This is a genomic window from Caballeronia udeis, assembly GCF_044909315.1.
Taxonomy (GTDB): Bacteria; Pseudomonadota; Gammaproteobacteria; order Burkholderiales; family Burkholderiaceae; genus Caballeronia; species Caballeronia udeis_A.
Window position 1 is genome coordinate 460,464 of record NZ_JBIYEB010000001.1, and the last position, 17,217, is coordinate 477,680.

16 protein-coding genes and 1 tRNA gene are annotated in these 17,217 nt (G+C 60.8%); 9 read left to right on the plus strand and 8 right to left on the minus strand.

Going from position 1 to position 17,217, the window contains the following annotated elements; translation table 11 throughout:
- Positions 1-16: 16 nt before the first annotated feature.
- Positions 17-1,336, minus strand: a complete 1,320-nt coding sequence (locus ABH944_RS02155) for a sensor domain-containing phosphodiesterase (protein WP_062082168.1) — start codon at positions 1,334-1,336, stop codon at positions 17-19.
- Between the two features lie 428 nt (positions 1,337-1,764).
- On the opposite strand from ABH944_RS02155, the gene ABH944_RS02160 reads away from it, so the two are divergent.
- From ABH944_RS02160 to ABH944_RS02195, 8 genes are all read left to right on the plus strand, one after another.
- Positions 1,765-3,444 (plus strand): Na+/H+ antiporter, encoded by a 1,680-nt coding sequence (locus ABH944_RS02160; protein WP_404604157.1) that lies wholly within the window; start codon positions 1,765-1,767, stop codon positions 3,442-3,444.
- Positions 3,445-4,021: 577 nt separating this feature from the next.
- Complete coding sequence (locus tag ABH944_RS02165) at positions 4,022-6,358, plus strand: tetratricopeptide repeat protein (protein WP_404604158.1); 2,337 nt, start codon at positions 4,022-4,024, stop codon at positions 6,356-6,358.
- 83 nt (positions 6,359-6,441) lie between these two features.
- Positions 6,442-7,536 (plus strand): dTDP-4-amino-4,6-dideoxy-D-glucose aminotransferase VioA, encoded by a 1,095-nt coding sequence (gene vioA / locus ABH944_RS02170; protein ID WP_404604280.1) that lies wholly within the window; start codon positions 6,442-6,444, stop codon positions 7,534-7,536.
- A 40-nt stretch (positions 7,537-7,576) separates the two neighbouring features.
- Entirely contained in the window at positions 7,577-8,545 is a 969-nt protein-coding gene (locus tag ABH944_RS02175; RefSeq protein WP_404604159.1) for a hypothetical protein, read from the plus strand.
- A complete protein-coding gene (locus tag ABH944_RS02180) occupies positions 8,542-9,108 on the plus strand; it encodes a GNAT family N-acetyltransferase (RefSeq protein WP_404604160.1) in 567 nt (188 codons plus the stop codon). The genes ABH944_RS02175 and ABH944_RS02180 overlap by 4 nt, the downstream gene beginning before the upstream one ends.
- Complete coding sequence (locus ABH944_RS02185) at positions 9,095-9,880, plus strand: phytanoyl-CoA dioxygenase family protein (RefSeq protein ID WP_404604161.1); 786 nt, start codon at positions 9,095-9,097, stop codon at positions 9,878-9,880. The genes ABH944_RS02180 and ABH944_RS02185 overlap by 14 nt, the downstream gene beginning before the upstream one ends.
- A 1-nt stretch (position 9,881) precedes the next feature.
- Entirely contained in the window at positions 9,882-10,622 is a 741-nt protein-coding gene (locus ABH944_RS02190) for a class I SAM-dependent methyltransferase (protein ID WP_404604162.1), read from the plus strand.
- A gap of 9 nt (positions 10,623-10,631) precedes the next feature.
- The gene (locus tag ABH944_RS02195) at positions 10,632-11,360 is read left to right on the plus strand and encodes a WbqC family protein (protein ID WP_404604163.1); all 729 of its coding nucleotides are present in this window, start codon (positions 10,632-10,634) and stop codon (positions 11,358-11,360) included.
- Positions 11,361-11,375: 15 nt separating this feature from the next.
- Here the strand turns inward: ABH944_RS02195 and ABH944_RS02200 are convergent, their stop codons facing one another.
- The 6 genes from ABH944_RS02200 to ABH944_RS02225 form a co-directional block, all read right to left on the minus strand.
- The gene (locus tag ABH944_RS02200) at positions 11,376-12,140 is read right to left on the minus strand and encodes an LbetaH domain-containing protein (protein WP_404604164.1); all 765 of its coding nucleotides are present in this window, start codon (positions 12,138-12,140) and stop codon (positions 11,376-11,378) included.
- 347 nt (positions 12,141-12,487) lie between these two features.
- Positions 12,488-12,563: transfer RNA gene (locus ABH944_RS02205), tRNA-Ala, on the minus strand.
- A gap of 68 nt (positions 12,564-12,631) precedes the next feature.
- A complete protein-coding gene (locus ABH944_RS02210; RefSeq protein WP_404604165.1) occupies positions 12,632-12,967 on the minus strand; it encodes a c-type cytochrome in 336 nt (111 codons plus the stop codon).
- 14 nt (positions 12,968-12,981) lie between these two features.
- Positions 12,982-13,785 (minus strand): BON domain-containing protein, encoded by an 804-nt coding sequence (locus ABH944_RS02215; protein WP_404604166.1) that lies wholly within the window; start codon positions 13,783-13,785, stop codon positions 12,982-12,984.
- 20 nt (positions 13,786-13,805) lie between these two features.
- Entirely contained in the window at positions 13,806-14,393 is a 588-nt protein-coding gene (locus tag ABH944_RS02220; RefSeq protein WP_404604281.1) for an SIS domain-containing protein, read from the minus strand.
- A 295-nt stretch (positions 14,394-14,688) separates the two neighbouring features.
- Positions 14,689-15,084 carry a YraN family protein gene (locus ABH944_RS02225; RefSeq protein ID WP_404604167.1) on the minus strand — a complete coding sequence of 132 codons (396 nt, stop codon included), beginning with the start codon at positions 15,082-15,084 and terminating at the stop codon, positions 14,689-14,691.
- On the opposite strand from ABH944_RS02225, the gene rsmI reads away from it, so the two are divergent.
- Positions 15,083-15,976: a 16S rRNA (cytidine(1402)-2'-O)-methyltransferase gene (gene rsmI, locus ABH944_RS02230; RefSeq protein WP_404604168.1), complete on the plus strand. Its 894-nt coding sequence runs from the start codon at positions 15,083-15,085 to the stop codon at positions 15,974-15,976. The genes ABH944_RS02225 and rsmI overlap by 2 nt on opposite strands.
- Before the next feature lie 84 nt (positions 15,977-16,060).
- Here the strand turns inward: rsmI and ABH944_RS02235 are convergent, their stop codons facing one another.
- The gene (locus ABH944_RS02235) at positions 16,061-16,699 is read right to left on the minus strand and encodes a septal ring lytic transglycosylase RlpA family protein (protein WP_404604169.1); all 639 of its coding nucleotides are present in this window, start codon (positions 16,697-16,699) and stop codon (positions 16,061-16,063) included.
- Between the last annotated feature and the right edge of the window lie 518 nt (positions 16,700-17,217).

Genomic DNA, 17,217 nt, shown 5'->3' on the forward strand with positions numbered 1-17,217 from the left:
TGGAAATCGAAACTGATTACTCTTCCTCCTCTGCAATCCAGTCGATATCCCCGCACAGCACGCACTGTTGTCCGCCTATGCGCGTCTCGACCGACAGCGTGACGCACGGCAGCGCTTCGTTAATCGACAAATACGGCTTCGTCACATGCACGCGGTTCGGGTCGCCCAATGCCGCCCGGAAATACGGCCGCCGCAACCAGTTCGCACCTTGTGCATCGATAAGCGGCAGCAGCCGCGCTTCATGCGCCGCGCGATCGGCCCTTAACACGACATTGCGCCCGGCCTGCCGCCCGTTGGCATCGAGGAGAAAACACCGCGCCGCGTTATCCAGCGCCAGGAAATTCCAGCACACTTCCTCCAAGGGCTCCCCCGCGGCCAGCCGTTCCGCCGCACGCTCGAACGCACGCACATAGGGCTGCAGCCGCGTCGCCACGCGACGTTCCTTAGCCTCAGTCTGCAACCGGAAACGCTCAGTCAATTCGCTCATCAACGTGTGCGCCTGCGCGGCGTCGGCGAGACCGGGGTTGGGCCGGCCGAAGAAAAAGCCCTGCACGAAGTCGGCACCGCTCGAGAGCGCCAGTTGCGCCTCGTGCTCGGTCTCCACGCCTTCGATCAGCACCAGCTTGCCCGCCTCGTGGAGCAGCGACACCACGCCGCACAGGATCGCTTCCATGTTGCGCCGCTGCTTCAAATGACTCGTCCCATGCACGGAATGCGCCGAGTGCGCGGCATGCGACAACATCACACGATCCAGCTTGACGATATCCGGATCGAGTTGCCAGATCCGTTCGATATTGGAATGCCCCGCACCGAAATCGTCGAGCGCGATCAGGAAGCCATGCTCGCGAAAATTCAGCACGGCGTCCGCGAGTGTTTCGATATCGTCAGCGCGTTGCTCCAGCACCTCCAGCACCACGCGGCGCGGCTCGATCTGCAAGCGCTTGAGGTTCGCCAGCAACGCGGCCATGTGATACGGCTCGGTCAACGCGGCCGGATGCACGTTGAGAAACAACCACTCGTTCTCGGTGCCGAGCACATTGAAATTCTCGAGATGCAGCGCCTGCGACAATCGGTCGACCTGCATCGCCTCGCCCACGCGCGCGGCCTGGCCGAATACATCGAGCGGCGACACCACGCGGTCGAGCGCGTCGTGCGCACGCAGCAAGCCTTCGTAACCGACCGCCCGCATATGCGACAGGCTGAACACCGGCTGAAACACGCTCGACAGCGTCCAGGCGCCGTGCTCAACCGAATACCGGTCGAATCCCGACGTCACGCTCAGTTCAAATGTCCGGGGCGAGACCGGCTTCACCTTGTCAGGATTTGCTATTGCCATCTTGCCTTCCCCGTCCGCATACCCGCACTGGATCCTTGTCCCTGCTGCCGGTCATGGTCGCGGTCATTTTGCATTCGACATCGCGCAACCGGCACCCTCAATCCTGATTTCATACCCTGCCCTCGTTTATCTGCAAGCGGAATCTATCCGTCCCGTCCCCTTCGATAAAGCAAGCTCCGTGCTCACCCAAGCCCAAGTGTTTCAAGACCGCCCGCCCGCATGTGCACCGCCACGAGACGCCGGGCTCACGGCACGACGTGCGAACGCACCAAAACAGTGCAAATCTCGATGCCAGGTTCAGCGCGGTCCTGATTCGTCAAAACGTCCTTCCGCAACCCTTGAAACATGTCCACGCTAAACTTTGGCCCTTCCTTGTTAAAAGGGAGCGTCGCAAGAGACTCGCCGCGCTCCAGTTGGATTGTCAATCTATGGAAATCGTTTTCACTGTCTTGATCCTGATGCTGGCGGTCGCCCTGTCCGGGTTCGTCACCAGCCTCTTGCCCACCGCATTGCCTTTCACGCTGCCGCTGCCGCTGATCCAGATCGCGATAGGCGCATGTCTCGCATGGCCGGGATTCGGCCTGCATGTCACATTCGATCCCGAGCTATTCATGATGCTCTTCATCCCGCCGCTTTTGTTCGCTGACGGCTGGCGCATCCCGAAACGTGAATTTTTCATGCAGCGCCGCGCGATCCTGCTGCTTGCGCTGGGCCTCGTATTCATGACCGTGGGCGCACTTGGCTGGTTCCTGCATTTCATGATTCCCGCGATGCCGCTGCCAGTCGCATTCGCGCTGGCCGCGGTGTTATCACCGACGGACGCCGTTGCGCTCAGCGGCATCGCGGGCAAGGGCCGCATTCCGGCGAACCTGATGCACATCCTGGAAGGCGAAGCGCTGATGAACGACGCGTCCGGCCTGGTCGCGCTGAAATTCGCCATTGCGGCGGCGCTGACGGGCGTGTTCTCGCTGCGCGCGGCGGCGATCAGTTTCGTGCTGATCGCGGTGGGCGGCCTGGTGATTGGCGCGGCAATCAGTTGGCTCGTGACATCCATTCCTGGGCGGGTCGTGAAGATGTCCGAAGACGACGATCCGGCCGCCGGCGTCGTCCTCACCCTGCTGATTCCATTCGCGGCGTATCTGATCGCCGAGCGGTTCGGTTGCTCGGGCATTCTGGCGGCGGTATCCGCAGGGATGATGATGAATTTCCAGAGCCTGCGCGAAGGTATTCCCACGGCAGCGCGAATCCGCATGACCAGCACGTGGACGATGATCGAATTCGTGTTCAACGGCATGGTGTTCATCCTGCTCGGGTTGCAGTTTCCGCACATTATCGGCCGTGCGCTGATCGAAGCGCATCACGACGGTCTTCAGCAGGTCGGCTTGCTGCTCGGTTATGTGGCCGCCGTGGTGATCGCGTTGTACGGGCTGCGTTTCGCGTGGGTCTGGGTGCTGCGCTGGGTCGCGAGCCGCGGCGCCGCGAAACACGGCGTGGCGAACGCGGTGCCGGGCGTGCGCACGGTCGCGATGACCACCATCGGCGGTGTGCGCGGCGCGGTCACGCTGGCAGGCGTGCTGTCCTTGCCCGAAGTGCTGCCAAACGGCATGCAGTTGCCCGGACGCGATCTTGCGGTCTTCATTGCATCCGGGACCATCCTGATGTCGCTGCTGATCGGCGTAATCGGTTTGCCGATCCTGCTGAACGGCCTGAAACGACGCGCCGATCCGCACGCCGCCGAGGAACGGATCGCGCGCCGGCATACGGCGCAGGCGGCTATCCGCGCTATCGATACGGCCCAGGAAAACCTCAGTGTGCAGATGGACGAAGCGGCGTCCGCCCGTTGCACGGATTCGGCCGCGCGCGTGATGAGCTTGTACCGGCGTCGCCTGGAAGGGCTCGGCGAAGAAGACGAACCCCGCCGGGCGGCGCGTCAAAGCGAGATGGTCGAGATGAAGCTGAGAATGGCCGCATTGCGCGCGGAGCGCTCGGAGTTGCTCAAGATGCGCACGCGCCAGGCAATCAACGACGTAACCTTGAACAAGCTGATGCGCGAAATCGATTTGTCGGAGACGGCGATCGTGAATCGGAAGAAAGGGACGAGCACCTGAGCGAGCGTTACCTCATATCACGGCGATCCTCTATGCCTGGCCCTCTGAGTTTCGGGTTTCAACGCAATGCGCGCGAACGAAACGAAATGCTTAACTTTTAAGAGTTTTCGTATTCGTCGCCGATACCCAACGCCCCATACTTCCTCTCATGCGCAGGCCATGAATGCGCATGATGTCGTTGTAACTCTCCGATCTTGTCCGCTCACAGCTCCCCGGCTCTGAGCGGTTTTTTTGTGTTCTCCGGTGCGCGACAGCTGCACCGGTCCTCTAGTTTTTTGGCAGGTTCCAACCGCCGCGCCAACTCCATTGCGCACAGGCTACGGTCAGGGCTGCAGCACGCGCGAAGGCAGAAACGCTCACGAGGACGCCTGGTCCGCGCATGCTTTGGGATTGTGAAGCCAATGCTGAATTGGGCACACCGGCACGTACTCTTCGGCGTTGCGCACGCCCCGCTCGCCGACGCGCCGGAGTCTCTTGGATCGGGCGAACAGACCCGCTTTTCAGGCTCACTTCCGACCTTCGCTTCTCGTCCCCGCCCGGGATAATCCTTTCATCGACAATCCCATTGAAAGACGCCATGAACGATTCCGTCGAGCTTCCCGACTCGAACCTCTCCGCGACCGACCCTGATTTCGAGCAGGCACTCGCCGAAGTTCGGGCGGCGGCGCTGGAGCATCATCGGAACGGCCGGATAGACGATGCGGAGAGCCTTTACCACATGGTCCTCGATGCGCGACCGGGCGACCCCGACATCAACTTCAACATGGGCGTGATTGTCTCCGCGCGGGGGCAGTACGCCGCGGCCGTTCCCTACTTCGAAGTGGCTGTTGGCGCAAATCCGAATCAAGGCCAGTATTGGTCCAGCTATATAGAAGCCTTGACGAACAGCGGCGAAACCGCAGCGGCCTGGATCGTGCTGGAAATGGCGCAGCAGCGCGGGTTGACAGGCCCGGTCATCAATACGCTGATCGCCGGGATAACGGCCGCCACCAAGGCAAGAGAGGTGGCCGATCAAGCAACTTCCGCCCCGTCTGTGGGCACGCCCGCGCCGGCGCAGCCAGTCACCGCTTCCGCTGGAGCTACCGCGAAAACCAGGCTGGGTGCCACCGCTCCTACGCCGCAAGAGGTCAACCGGACCGTGACCCTTTACAACCAAGGGCGCGTGGTCGAGGCCGCCGCGCTCGCGCGCTCGCTGGCGGAGCGTTTTCCGACGCATGCGCCGAGCTGGCGGGCTTTCGGTATCTCCATGCATCGGCTTGGCAGGATGCGGGAGGCGATCGAGCCGCTCGGCCGCGCCATCGACCTGGTGCCTGCCGACCACGAGTCACGCCGCCTTCTCGCCGACTCATTGCGGGACCAGGGTCTGTATTCGCAGTCCGAGGCTCATTGCCGGCTGATCGTGGAACAAGACCCGCAACATGCTGAAGCGCATCGGCTGCTAGGCATGGCGCTCGAGGCGCAAATGCGCTTTGGCGAAGCCGAAGCGAGCTGCCGCCGCGCGGTCGAGCTGGCGCCCATGTCGGTGGATGCGGGGAGCACGCTCGCCGTGACTCTCATCGGCCAGGGTCTTCTGGCTGAAGCCGAGTTTGAATTGCGGCGCACGCTTGCTTTCTCTCCGGCCCACCCCAAGCTGCACGAGAACCTGTTGTTTTGCATGAACCACAACGATAGCGTGGGTGCGGATGCGCTATTCGCACAGCATTTGCAGTTCGGCGAGCAATGCGAAGGTCAACTGCGCCAGCGCTGGAAAAAGCATCTCAACTCCCGCGATCCGGAACGCCAGTTGAATGTGGGGTTTGTATCCGGTGACCTCTGCGGACATGCCGTCGCGTCGTTTGTCGAGCCGCTGCTGCCCCATCTCGCGAACGACCCGGCCTTGAAGCTGCACGTGTACTACAACCATACATTGCAGGATGAGACGACCCTCCGGCTCAAGCAGCATGTGCAGGACTGGAACGACATTGCGCGCCTGAGCGATGAAGCCCTCGCCGATAAAATCCGCGCGGATCGAATCGACGTGCTGATCGATCTCTCCGGGCACACTGGCCGTAACCGGCTGCTGACTTTCGCTCGCAAGCCGGCTCCTCTGCAGGCAAGCTGGATCGGCTATCCCGGCACGACCGGCCTGCAGGCGATGGATTACTATCTCGCCGATCGTTTTCTCGTGCCGCCCGGCCAGGCAGAGAATCAATTCACCGAAAAGCTTGCCTACCTTCCGGCTTGCTCGGTGTTCTCGCCCTATCCGGCCTCGCCGCCGGTCAATAGCTTGCCGGCGTTGCGCAACGGCTATTTCACCTTTGGCAGCTTCAACCGCGTTAGCAAGATTCGCCCGGCCACCGTCGCGCTGTGGGCCAAGCTGTTGCGCGCGATGCCCGACTCGCGCATGTTGCTTGGCTCCATGCCGTCTGGCGGGGATTATTCAAGGCTGATCGAATGGTTCGAAAGCGAGGGCATTGCGCAGGATCGGCTCGACTTCCGCACTCGCTCCGAAGAGCCCGTTTATTTGCAGCAGCACCATCATGTCGACCTGTGCCTCGACACGTTTCCGTACGCCGGCGGCACGACCACCATGCACGCGACCTGGATGGGCGTGCCCACGCTCACGCTGTCCGGCGACACGATACCGAGTCGCGCCGGCGCGACGGTCATGTCCCATGCCGGCCTGTTTGGTTTCATCGGTTCCGATGAAGACGACTTCCTTGCCAAGGGTCTCGCGATTGCCTCGGACCTGAAGGCGCTCGCCGGGATTCGAGCAGGCCTGCGCGAGCAATTCCGGACATCCCCGTTGTTGAATTCGCAATTGATCGCCGAAAGTTTCTCGCTCGTGCTGCGCGACATGTGGCGACGCTGGTGCGCCGGCCAGCCCGCGGCGCCGCTCGAAGTGTGCGCCACGGGCGTGCTGGGCAGCCATTGATGCCGTTGCTGCAACCCCATGTGCTCCCGGAGGAAACCTTGAGCCATCCCATTCGCATCGTCGAGCCGATAGTCGACGAACGCATGTACGTCACGCAACCGCATCTTGCGCCGCTCGCCGAATTCATTCCCTATCTCGAAAAGATCTGGCAAAGCAAGGTCCTGACCAACGGCGGACCGTTCCATCAGCAGTTCGAGAAGGCGCTCTGCGAGTACCTTGGCGTCAAGCACCTGGCGCTGTTCACCAACGGCACGCTCGCGCTTGTCACCGCACTCCAGGCCCTGCGAATCACGGGCGAGGTGATCACGACACCGTACTCGTTTGTCGCGACCGCTCATTCGTTGCTCTGGAACGGCATCAAGCCGGTATTCGTGGATGTCGATCCCCATACGCTCAATCTCGATCCCGCAAAGATAGAGGCGGCCATCACGCCGCAGACGACCGCGATCATGCCGGTGCATTGCTATGGGCATCCGTGTGACGTCGAAGCAATCCAGAAGATCGCCGACAACTACAACCTGAAGGTGATCTACGACGCCGCCCATGCGTTCGGCGTGCAGACCGGGAACGGCAGCGTGCTGCAACATGGCGATCTCTCCGTGCTCAGCTTCCATGCTACAAAAGTCTTCAACACCTTCGAGGGCGGCGCCATTATTTGCCCGGATGCCAAGACCAAGCAGCACATCGATCATTTGAAGAACTTCGGGTACGTCGACGAAGTGACCGTGGTCGCGTCGGGCATCAACGGCAAGATGAGCGAAATCAATGCGGCGTTCGGTCTGCTGCAGTTGAAACACATCGACGTGGCGCTCGCGCGCCGCAAGGAAATCGACGCGCGGTACAGGACGTTGCTGCGCGATGTGCCGGGCGTTCGCTGCGTGAATGACGCAGGGGAAAAAACCGCGAACTACTCCTATTTTCCTATCCTCGTCGAGAACGACTATCCGCTCTCTCGCGATGCCTTGTATCAGAAATTCCGCGACCACGAGATCATCGTGCGACGCTATTTCTATCCGCTGATTTCCGAATTTCCCATGTACCGGGGAACGCCCTCGGCGCACCGCGACAACCTGCCCGCAGCGTCTGAAGCAGCACTCAAGGTATTGTGTATTCCTATCCATCCCGGGATGTCGGACGAAGATGTCGAGAGGGTTGTCGACATTATCGCGAGCGCTTGATAATGAAGCCGGCCGCCATGTTGAAGGAGTGGACAAGCACATGAGCGAAGAAGCCATCGGGGGGTATCTGCAGCTTGAGCTGCCGCGTGCCGGAGCGGAATATCACCGTGACGCGCTGCGCTTTCAATCGTCCCGCGCGGCGTTCCTGGCGCTGTTGGGTGCTGGCCGGCCCTCAGCGGTCTGGATGCCCTGGTACATCTGCAGGAGCATGCTCGAGCCGCTCGTCATGGCCGGCATTCCAGTCAAACGGTATGAACTCGACGAACGCTTGCGCGTGAAATCCGCGGAACCGGCGGACGGCGAGTGGCTGCTGTACGTGAACTATTTCGGCCTTTGCGATAACAACGTCGACGACATACTCGACCGGTTTCCGCGAGAACGGGTCGTGATCGACAACGCACAGGCGTTCTTCGCGCAACCACGCGAATGCCTGGCTACGCTGTACTCGCCGAGGAAATTCGTTGGCGTGCCAGACGGCGGCTATCTCGTCACGAACAAGGCAATCAGTGCGCCGGAGACGGTCGATAGCGGATCGCTGGATCGATGTGCGCACCTGCTCAAGCGCATTGCCGAAGATGCGGAGTCCGGCTATACCGACTATGCGGCGGCCGAGGAAAGCCTGAAGCTACAGGAACCCAAGCGCATGTCCGCGCTCACGCGGCGCCTTCTCGCTGGCATCGATTATGACGACGTGCGCGCACGACGCGTTGAGAACTTCGCGTTTCTCCACGAGAAGCTGCAACGCCACAACCGCTTCAGCTTCAAGGCTAACCCCGATGCGGTGCCGCTCTGTTATCCGTATCTCGGTGCGCCTGCTGGTATGCGCGAGGAACTGCGAGCGCAGCGCATCTATACACCGAGTTACTGGCCCGAAGTGGCCACGACTGAGTCGATGCCGGACTTCGAGAGGAAGGTGCCGGGATCGACGGTATTCCTGCCCTGCGATCAGCGGCTTTCGCGTGCTCAACTCAACATGATGGTGCGATCTTTGTTGGACCGACTGGCATGATCAACGACGAAATATTCCTCCGCGAACTCGAACGTCGCGACCTTTCCACCGTCAACGCATGGCGTGCCGACCGCGAGCTGGTTGGTCTGCTGGGCGGCAGCTTTCGTTACGTGGGTAGCGAGATCGATGAAAAATGGTTCGATGCCTATCTGGCTTCGCGCACGCATAGTGTTCGCCTCGCGATCTGTCTCAAGTCCACGGGCGAAGCGGTGGGTGTCGCCTATCTGCTGGGTATCGACTGGGTCACCCGCTCTGCCGAATTCTCGATCCAGATCGGCGTGGAATCGGCGCGAGGCCGCGGAATCGGTGAAGCAGCGACGCGCTTGACGCTCCAGCATGCATTCGACGACCTGAATCTGCACCGCATTTCGCTGACGGTACTGGCGTCCAATGCGCGCGCGAAAGCGCTCTACGAGAAAGTGGGCTTTCGTGCCGAAGGCCTGTTCCGACAGGCAGCCTATAAACGCGGCCGCTATCTCGACGTCATCCCGATGGCCTCGCTCGCCACCGACCGGCCAATTCCATCGCCCACTGCGCGCCACCCCGTTCATGAACCCGATTGATCCACACCACCAAGCCGCGCTTACAACCACCGGCTGGACCGTGCTTCCGCGCCTGATTCGTACCGATCTGATCGACACGCTCGTCGAGGCACTTGCGCCGTCGCTCAGCTTGCGCGACGACATTCGGCGTCGCAACGGCGTGCTGGAAAACAGTGCCGGTACCTTGCACCATTTGCTGATGGATAGCGCATGCTACGTCGAGTTGCTCGCTGAATTCAACGTAATGGAGCCACTTTTCAAGGCATTTTTTGGCGGCAACTTCATCCTGAATTCGTATGGCGGCGTGATCAATGAACGCGGCGCGCACGCGTATGTGCAGAAGGTGCATCGCGATATCCGCTTCGGCTCCGATTCGCGGCGGTTCATGCTGAACGCGCTCGTGATGCTCGACGATTTCACGCTGGAAAACGGTGCGACGCACATCCTGTCGCATTCGCAGAACCAGCCAGAAGCTCCCGACGACGACCGTTTCTACACGCAGGCATCGCGTGCGACCGGTGAACGCGGCTCCGTGCTGCTATTCGATTCGCGCATGTGGCATGCTGCCGGCTGCAACACGACGAGCCAGCCGAGAAGAGCGCTGACGCTGACGTTCACCAGCCCGTTTTTCAAACCGCAACTCGACTACGCGCGGCTGGTCGGGTATAGCGATCTTGCGCGCCGGGACGCATGGTTGCGTCAGGTAATCGGCTTCAATGCGCGGGTGCCTGAATCTCTTGAGGAGTTTTATGTACCGGTCGAGCAGCGCAGTTATCAACGCGGACAGGACTGACATGGCGGGCAGAGACTATAACGCGGAAGCTCGCGATCATCCTGAACACCGGTACGCGTACGAATTCGACTACCTGATGCATGGCTATATGCTGAAAGCGTTCGCACCGTTTTTTGTGGGCAACGACGTGCTCGAACTGGGCTGCTTCGAGGGCCACTTCACGAAGCTGCTGCAAAAGCAGTTCGCGGCTGTCGAAGTGGTCGAGGCATCATCGGACTGCATAGCAATCGCCTCGGCCAATGTGGGTAACGAGGTCAGGTTCCATCATTCCACCTTCGAAACTTTCGAGCCCGAACGGCGTTACGACAACATCTTCCTGATTCATACGCTTGAACACCTCGACCACCCAGTCGAAGTGCTTAACCGTATTGGGGGATGGCTCTCGGAGCGTGGTCGTTTGTTTGTCGCCGCACCAAATGCACGAGCGGCGTCGCGTCAGATCGCTGTCAACATGGGGTTGATTGATCATGCCGCCGCCGTGACTCACGCCGAGGCCGAACACGGCCACCGTGTGACGTACTCGTTGGATACGCTTAAGGCCGACGTGCGGGCGGCGAAACTGCGGCCGGTTACGCAAGGCGGCGTCGTGTTCAAAGGCCTGGCGAACTTCCAACTCGACGCCGCGCTCAAGGCCGGCATCATCTCGAAAGAGTACCTCGACGGCTGCTTTGAACTGGGACGAGTCTATCCCGACCTCTGCTCGAGCATCTACGTAATCTCCGAACGTGGCGCCGACTTCTGAATCAATACGATGAAAGTAGCCATCATGCAGCCGTACTTCTTTCCGTACATCGGCTACTTTCAGCTGTTGAAGGCGGCAGATGTCTTCGTGGTGTACGACAACATCAAATACACGAAGAAGGGCTGGTTCAATCGCAATCGCTTTCTTCAAAATGGAACGGACGCGTTTTTCAGTATTCCCCTGCAAAACGACTCGGATTCGCTGGATGTAGTCGATCGGACAATCGCGCCGGCATTTGATAAAAAGAAACTGCTCAATCAATTGCGTGCCGCTTACGCAAAGGCGCCGCAGTTTGAGCGCGCGTTTGCGCTTTTCGAGCAGTGCATCATGCATGGCGAGTCCAATCTTTTCCGCTTCATCTTGCACGCGCTTGAGCAGACTGTCGCTGAACTCGGTATCGGAACCCGGATTGTAGTGTCGTCTTCCGTGCCGATCGATCACTCGCTTCGGGGGCAGGACAAGGTCCTGGCGCTATGCGAGGCGCTCGGTGCCACGACCTACATCAATGCCATCGGGGGAACAAGTTTGTATGGTGCCGAGGCCTTTGAAGCGCGAGGGATCGATTTGCGTTTTCTCCGATCGCGGCCCGTCACCTATCCGCAATTCGGCAACACGTTCGTCCCTTGGCTGAGCATCGTCGATGTCCTCATGTTCAATGAAATCGGCACAGTCCGGGCCGTGCTCGACGAGTACGACCTGATAGCGGGACCAGTCGAGAGAACGCCCGTTGCCGCTTGAATCGTTCCGGCGCGGCTACCGCTGCGCAGTGACAGGGGCTGGGGCAGAGGCAGAGACAGAGGCCACGAGCTTCTTCCCGAGGGCGGCGTCTTTGGCTCGCTGTGCTTCAGACAGGGTTTCGAGAGCGCGGCCTTCATCGACGGTAAGATCCACGAGGAATGCATCGTTGTTCGCCTTGATCCAGTCCAGCGGCATATCCCACCAGGCTAGCTCAAGCAACTTTTCACGCACTTTCTCCGGGAACCGAAAACGCAGCAGACGAGCCGGTGAGCCGGCGTACACACCGTAAGGCTCGCTACGAAAGTTTGGCGGCACGACCGCGCGTGCGCCAATGACGCACCCGCTCGCGACTACGCTGCCGCCAAGAAACAACGCCTCGTCCCCGATCCAGACGTCGTTGTGGATCACTGTGTCGGCATATTGCGGCATGGGCGGACTGATGATGCCGGTGCCGTAGCCACTGAACATGGTTGTCGACATGGTCCGCGTCTCATGCTGTCCATTCAGGAGGAACCGAAGTCGCAATCCTCCTGCGACGTTCTTCCCAATGACGAGTTTTTGAGCTGCTCCGTCGTACTTGACGATGGAACCGACACCCAGCCCTGAACAGCGGCCGATGTGAAAGTCGCCGAATTGCGGCTCTTCGTCCAGCCAGTCTCTGAAGAAACGGTTGGGAATGCATGAGAAAGCACCGTCCTTGTAACCGATCATGATGAAATGTTTTGACCACGGATGGTCCGGCATGATGCCGGTGCAGTCATCAGATGTAACAAGGTTCATTGGTATTGGATGGTTTGGTGCTTGGCGGCAATTGGCCTGCCGGATGTCGCTTTCGCCAGATCCGGGGCCCGGCTGGAAGCGGAGTGCTCCAATGGAGCGGAGGCCGGCGTGGGGCCTCATTGCTCCTCTGGTACGTGCAAGACAGCTAGAGGTTAAGCCCGGTCGGTCAAAGCAGGTACCGTGAACAAAACAGCTTTCTGCCTTCTGTTCAATCCATGCGTAGGCCATTTGTTCGAGAGAACCACAATGGGACGCGCCGTGAGGAATTGTGAGGACGCGGGAGGAAGTATTGCAGACGAAAAAAAACCCGCAGAGCCAGAAGCTGTGCGGGTTTTCGGAGAATCACTTGGTGGAGAGGAGGAGGATCGAACTCCCGACCTTCGCATTGCGAACGCGACGCTCTCCCAGCTGAGCTACCCCCCCAACGTTTTCTGATTCTAGCACAGCCTTAAGACCGTCTGACAAGGCCCAAACGCGGCCTGCAGCGCATCTTATTTCGACGGTGAGCCCGCGAGAATCCAGCCAACAACCGTCTTGATATCGGCCCCGCTCATGGATCGATGCGACGGCATGGGCAAGACGCCCCATACTCCGCTGCCGCCGTCCCTCACCTTGGTTTCGAGCCGCGCTTGCGCCTGCGCGTCGCCCTTGTACTTCCCGGCTATCTGCTGAAACGACGGCCCGACCAGCTTGCGGTCCACCGCGTGACATCCCATGCAGGCATTCTTGCGCGCAATGTTGATCGCGTCGGCGGGAGAAGAAACTACGGGCGCGTCAGCTGCCAGAGCGCCCTGGCTGGCCGTGATCGCCATCGCGAACACGGTCATGGAAAACCACCGTTTCATTTCGCGGCGGGCGCGGGATTGCCCGGATGTACGTCCGAGTTCTTGACCGGCGCGGGTGCCTGCACATCCAGCGGCGTCGAACTCACGGATGAATCAGGCACCGCACCGACCGTCGCATCGCTGTTCGCAGGTGCAGCCGCCGCACTCGCGCCCGACGCTGCCGCGGCCGACAACGCCTGAGCTTCCTCCGGCTTGATGTACTGGAACACCTTGACCACCTGCGCAACGCCCGGCACCTGTGCCGCCACATTCGCACCGGCATTGCCTTCCTCACGCGTGACGAGGCCCATCAGGTACACCGTGCCGCGCTCGCATACCACCTTGTAGTAGTTCGCTCGCAGATCCTTCTCACCCACCAGCGCACCCTTCACGCGGCTCTCGAGATATGCATCGTTAGTCCGCGACGACAACGAACTCGCACCCTGGATAGCGAGCTCATTCACAATGCTGTTCACATTGTTGATGCCGCGCACCACCTCTTCGGCCTTCTGTTTCCATTGATCAGCGGGTACTTCGCCGGTCAGCAGCACGCGCCGGTTGAACACGGTCACGCTGACGTGGGCCTGGTCGGGCAGGCTTTCACCGATGCGCGACTTGGCTTTCACCTGAATCTCGCGATCCTCGGTTTGCGCGCCGAGCGTCCGCCGGTCAGTGGCGACGAGCGTGCCGCCGCCCACTGCGCCGCCCATTGCACCGATCACCACAAGCGGACAACCTTGCAGGGTCAGCGCGACGCCTGACAACAGGCTCGCCAGCAACGTGGCTCTGGCTAGCGTCGACCTGACGCGGGTCTTTTTCATCAACTCGTTCCCCTTAAGAATCATTCGTCCCCCAGCAGCATCACGTCGATGCCATCGCACAGGCAGTGAATGGTTAGCAGATGGACTTCCTGGATTCGCGCCGGCCGTTCGGACGGCACGCAGATATGGATGTCGGTGTCGGCAAGCACTTCGCTGATCACGCCGCCGCCCGCGCCCGTCAACGCGATCACGAACATCTCGCGCTCATGCGCGGCCTGGATTGCCGCCAGCAAGTTGACAGAGTTGCCCGAGGTGGACAGGACGACCAGCACGTCGCCGGCTTGCCCGAGCGCACGGATCTGCTTCGCATAGATCTCTTCGAACGCCGAGTTATTGCCGATCCCCGTGAGCGTCAGGACATTCGCATCCAGAGCAGTGGCCGGCAAGCCAGGCCGCTCGCGCTCGAAATGCCCGACCAGCGCAGACGCAAGCCTCTGCGAGTTGGCCGCGGATCCGCCGTTCCCGCACGTGAGGATTCGCGAGCCGTTGGCGAGCGCGCCGAACAGCACGTCAATGGCTGCGGCGACAGGGAAAGCAAGCGTGTCGAGTGCTTCGCGATGGACTGCCGCGTTTTCGCGGAAATGTTGCTGGATACGTTCGACGGACATCGACTCTCGGTTATCGGCCGCGCCATGCGCGGTGGTTCGTTGACGGACTGCTTCGATGATCTGCTTCAATGACTTGCCTCGGCCGCTTGCTGCCAAACCGATGCTGCACCACTTGAATACTTGAGCTTCGGCGCGTCACGGTACGCGGTTGGCAGCAGCGCGCTTTCGCATAGCGGTTGAACACGGCAGCGATTAACCCGGCGCGCAGGCTCCGCGCAGTTTACCGCACTCACTGTCCGCGTCACTTAAGATGCGGCCATTTTCACGACGTATCGGAGCGAAAAGCATCGCGTAACTACACGATACGGCCCGCGTCGAACGCAATCACGTCGAAGCGGCACACCGGCAACGCCCCGCGCCACGTCATCAGGTAGTGCTGCGCCGCGAGCACGAGCCGCCGCTGCTTATGCGCGCCGACACTCGCTGCCGCCGCCGCGAACTGGCGGCTGCGGCGCGCGCGTACCTCCACGAATACCAGCGCACGCTGACTGCCGATCTCACGCATCACGAGATCGATTTCGCCACCGCGACAGGAGAAATTACGCGCGACAAAACGCAGGCGTTGCCGCTGCAGGTATTCAAGCGCGCGTTGCTCGAACGCGCTTCCGATCGTTTTCGACACTCCGTTCCCCAAAAAGTTGTCCTTCATCGCATGGCACAATGGCGTTCTCCGCCTGCCACCCGCCCTCATGACTCCTCTCTCCGAATTGGCCCTTGGCCAGCAGTTTCCGGCTGGCGCGCTCTATATAGTCGCGACGCCCATTGGCAATGTCGCGGACATCACGGTGCGTGCGCTGCACGTGCTCGGACTCGTAGACCGGGTGGCGGCGGAAGACACGCGCAACACGTCGCAACTGCTGTCGCGCTACGGCATTTCGAAGCCGACCATAGCCGTGCACGAACACAACGAACGCAGCGCCGCCGAGAACGTGATCGCGCATCTGCGCAATGGCGAACGCATTGCATGTGTCTCCGACGCAGGCACGCCAGGCATCTCGGACCCCGGTGCAAAGCTGGTCGATGCCGTGCGCGAAGCGGGCTTCCCCGTCATTCCGTTACCGGGCGCAAGCGCGCTCACCACCGCGCTCAGCGTAGCCGGCGCATGGGTTCACACGTTTTCGTTCATCGGCTTTCTTGCCACCAAACCCAAGCAGCGCGACACGCAATTGCAGTCCCTGCTCACGCACACGCCGGCGCTCGTGTTCTACGAGGCACCGCATCGGATTGTGGAAACGGTGCAGGCGCTTGAGCGCGCATTCGGTGGCGAGCGGCAATTGCTGATTGCTCGTGAGCTGACCAAGTTACATGAGAGCATCCATCGCTGCACCCTGGCCGAAGGGCCAACGTGGCTATCCGGCGATGCAAACCGGCAACGCGGTGAATTCGTTCTTGTGGTGGAAGGCGCGCCGCAGAAGGAAGCGCCGGACGACGCCCATGATGCGTTGCTCGCGACCCTGCTGGAGGAGTTGTCGGTGAGCAGCGCTGCGAGACTGGCCGCAACATTGACGGGTGCATCGCGCAACGCGCTTTATACGAGGGCGCTGGCAATGGATAAGGCGCGTGGCGAACAAGAGCGCGAATAAGACGTGCAAACGCGCGGCGCAATAAAAAAGCGGGCCGTTTCGACGGCCCGCTTTTACTAAGACTCGGCAATCAGCAGACGATGATCAGTCGACTGGGTTGAGTGACGCCAGCGATTGATCTCTTGCCGCCGCCCGCCCTTCCTGTGGCGTCAAGCCCTCGATCTTCACCTTTCCGACGCCCGCGCCACGCATGCCCAGCACGGCAGCAGCTGCATAGGAAAGGTCGATCACGCGGCCACGCGCGTACGGGCCGCGGTCATTGATCTTGACGACCACCGTTTTGTGATTCGCCTCATTGGTCACACGAACCCACGAAGCAAGCGGTAACGTGCGATGCGCCGCAGTGAGCGCGTGCATGTCGTAACGTTCGCCGCTGGCTGTCTTGCGACCGTGGAAACCGCGTCCATACCAGGACGCGCGACCCTGCTGCTCGAAGTCGCTGACGTCAGGCCCGGCGGTGATGGGCTCCGCGTTGGCGAGCGAAGATTTATCGGACGAATTGCCGGCCGACGGAGGCAATGCATTCAACCGCGAGTCGTAGGCAAGCGGTGCAGCCAGACCTGCCGAACCTCGGCCCGAATTCGCGGCGTTGCTTGCGGTGCTCGACTGCGTGCCGGTTCTCAGCGCGCTGGCCTGATCGCCGCCGCTCGGCGGCATGGCGCAACCCGTGAGGATTGCGAAGACCAAAAGACTCCCGAGATGTCGGGTTAGTCGTACATTCATAGAGGTGTAATCAACGGTTCGAGCCGCCTCAACCGTCCGACAAAACGCGGACGTGCGTAGGCAGCTCAAGGCTTTTTCCGCGCAAAGATACGCACCGCTCGATTGTCGAACGGCGAGCCAGTGCTCGGGTGCGGCGTACCTCGCCGCAAATGCCCGGTTAGTTTTCACGTCTGGCGCAACCTGTCCCCGGCAGCCTGACCAGACCCCACATGCCGCCATCGAACGTGGATCACACGTTCTTGCGCGCTCAACTGCGCAGGAACGGCGGCGTAGGCCCCATCCAGCGTAACGGCAGCTAAGGCCGTTGGCAGGTGCATCGCACCTGGCTGGACAAGACGTGTACATCGGCCGAAACCGATGCTTGATTGCGACTTCGAAGCATCTCTGCTCCGAATTGCGTACTTGATGACAATTGTAAAAACGCGCTACTCGTGTTTCTCATTGCCCATTGATGGCATGCTCAAACCATGCACAAGTGAGCCGATTATACCCAAACGCATAGGCGGGCCACCCGGAGA

Bases quoted from the DNA above. Each gene is read 5' to 3' on its own strand.
- ABH944_RS02155 (WP_062082168.1), bottom strand. From the start codon at position 1,336: ATGGCAATAGCAAATCCTGACAAGGTGAAGCCGGTCTCGCCCCGGACA.
- ABH944_RS02160 (WP_404604157.1), top strand. From the start codon at position 1,765: ATGGAAATCGTTTTCACTGTCTTGATCCTGATGCTGGCGGTCGCCCTG.
- ABH944_RS02165 (WP_404604158.1), top strand. From the start codon at position 4,022: ATGAACGATTCCGTCGAGCTTCCCGACTCGAACCTCTCCGCGACCGAC.
- vioA (WP_404604280.1), top strand. From the start codon at position 6,442: ATGTACGTCACGCAACCGCATCTTGCGCCGCTCGCCGAATTCATTCCC.
- ABH944_RS02175 (WP_404604159.1), top strand. From the start codon at position 7,577: ATGAGCGAAGAAGCCATCGGGGGGTATCTGCAGCTTGAGCTGCCGCGT.
- ABH944_RS02180 (WP_404604160.1), top strand. From the start codon at position 8,542: ATGATCAACGACGAAATATTCCTCCGCGAACTCGAACGTCGCGACCTT.
- ABH944_RS02185 (WP_404604161.1), top strand. From the start codon at position 9,095: ATGAACCCGATTGATCCACACCACCAAGCCGCGCTTACAACCACCGGC.
- ABH944_RS02190 (WP_404604162.1), top strand. From the start codon at position 9,882: ATGGCGGGCAGAGACTATAACGCGGAAGCTCGCGATCATCCTGAACAC.
- ABH944_RS02195 (WP_404604163.1), top strand. From the start codon at position 10,632: ATGAAAGTAGCCATCATGCAGCCGTACTTCTTTCCGTACATCGGCTAC.
- ABH944_RS02200 (WP_404604164.1), bottom strand. From the start codon at position 12,140: ATGAACCTTGTTACATCTGATGACTGCACCGGCATCATGCCGGACCAT.
- ABH944_RS02210 (WP_404604165.1), bottom strand. From the start codon at position 12,967: ATGACCGTGTTCGCGATGGCGATCACGGCCAGCCAGGGCGCTCTGGCA.
- ABH944_RS02215 (WP_404604166.1), bottom strand. From the start codon at position 13,785: ATGAAAAAGACCCGCGTCAGGTCGACGCTAGCCAGAGCCACGTTGCTG.
- ABH944_RS02220 (WP_404604281.1), bottom strand. From the start codon at position 14,393: ATGTCCGTCGAACGTATCCAGCAACATTTCCGCGAAAACGCGGCAGTC.
- rsmI (WP_404604168.1), top strand. From the start codon at position 15,083: ATGACTCCTCTCTCCGAATTGGCCCTTGGCCAGCAGTTTCCGGCTGGC.
- ABH944_RS02225 (WP_404604167.1), bottom strand. From the start codon at position 15,084: ATGAGGGCGGGTGGCAGGCGGAGAACGCCATTGTGCCATGCGATGAAG.
- ABH944_RS02235 (WP_404604169.1), bottom strand. From the start codon at position 16,699: ATGAATGTACGACTAACCCGACATCTCGGGAGTCTTTTGGTCTTCGCA.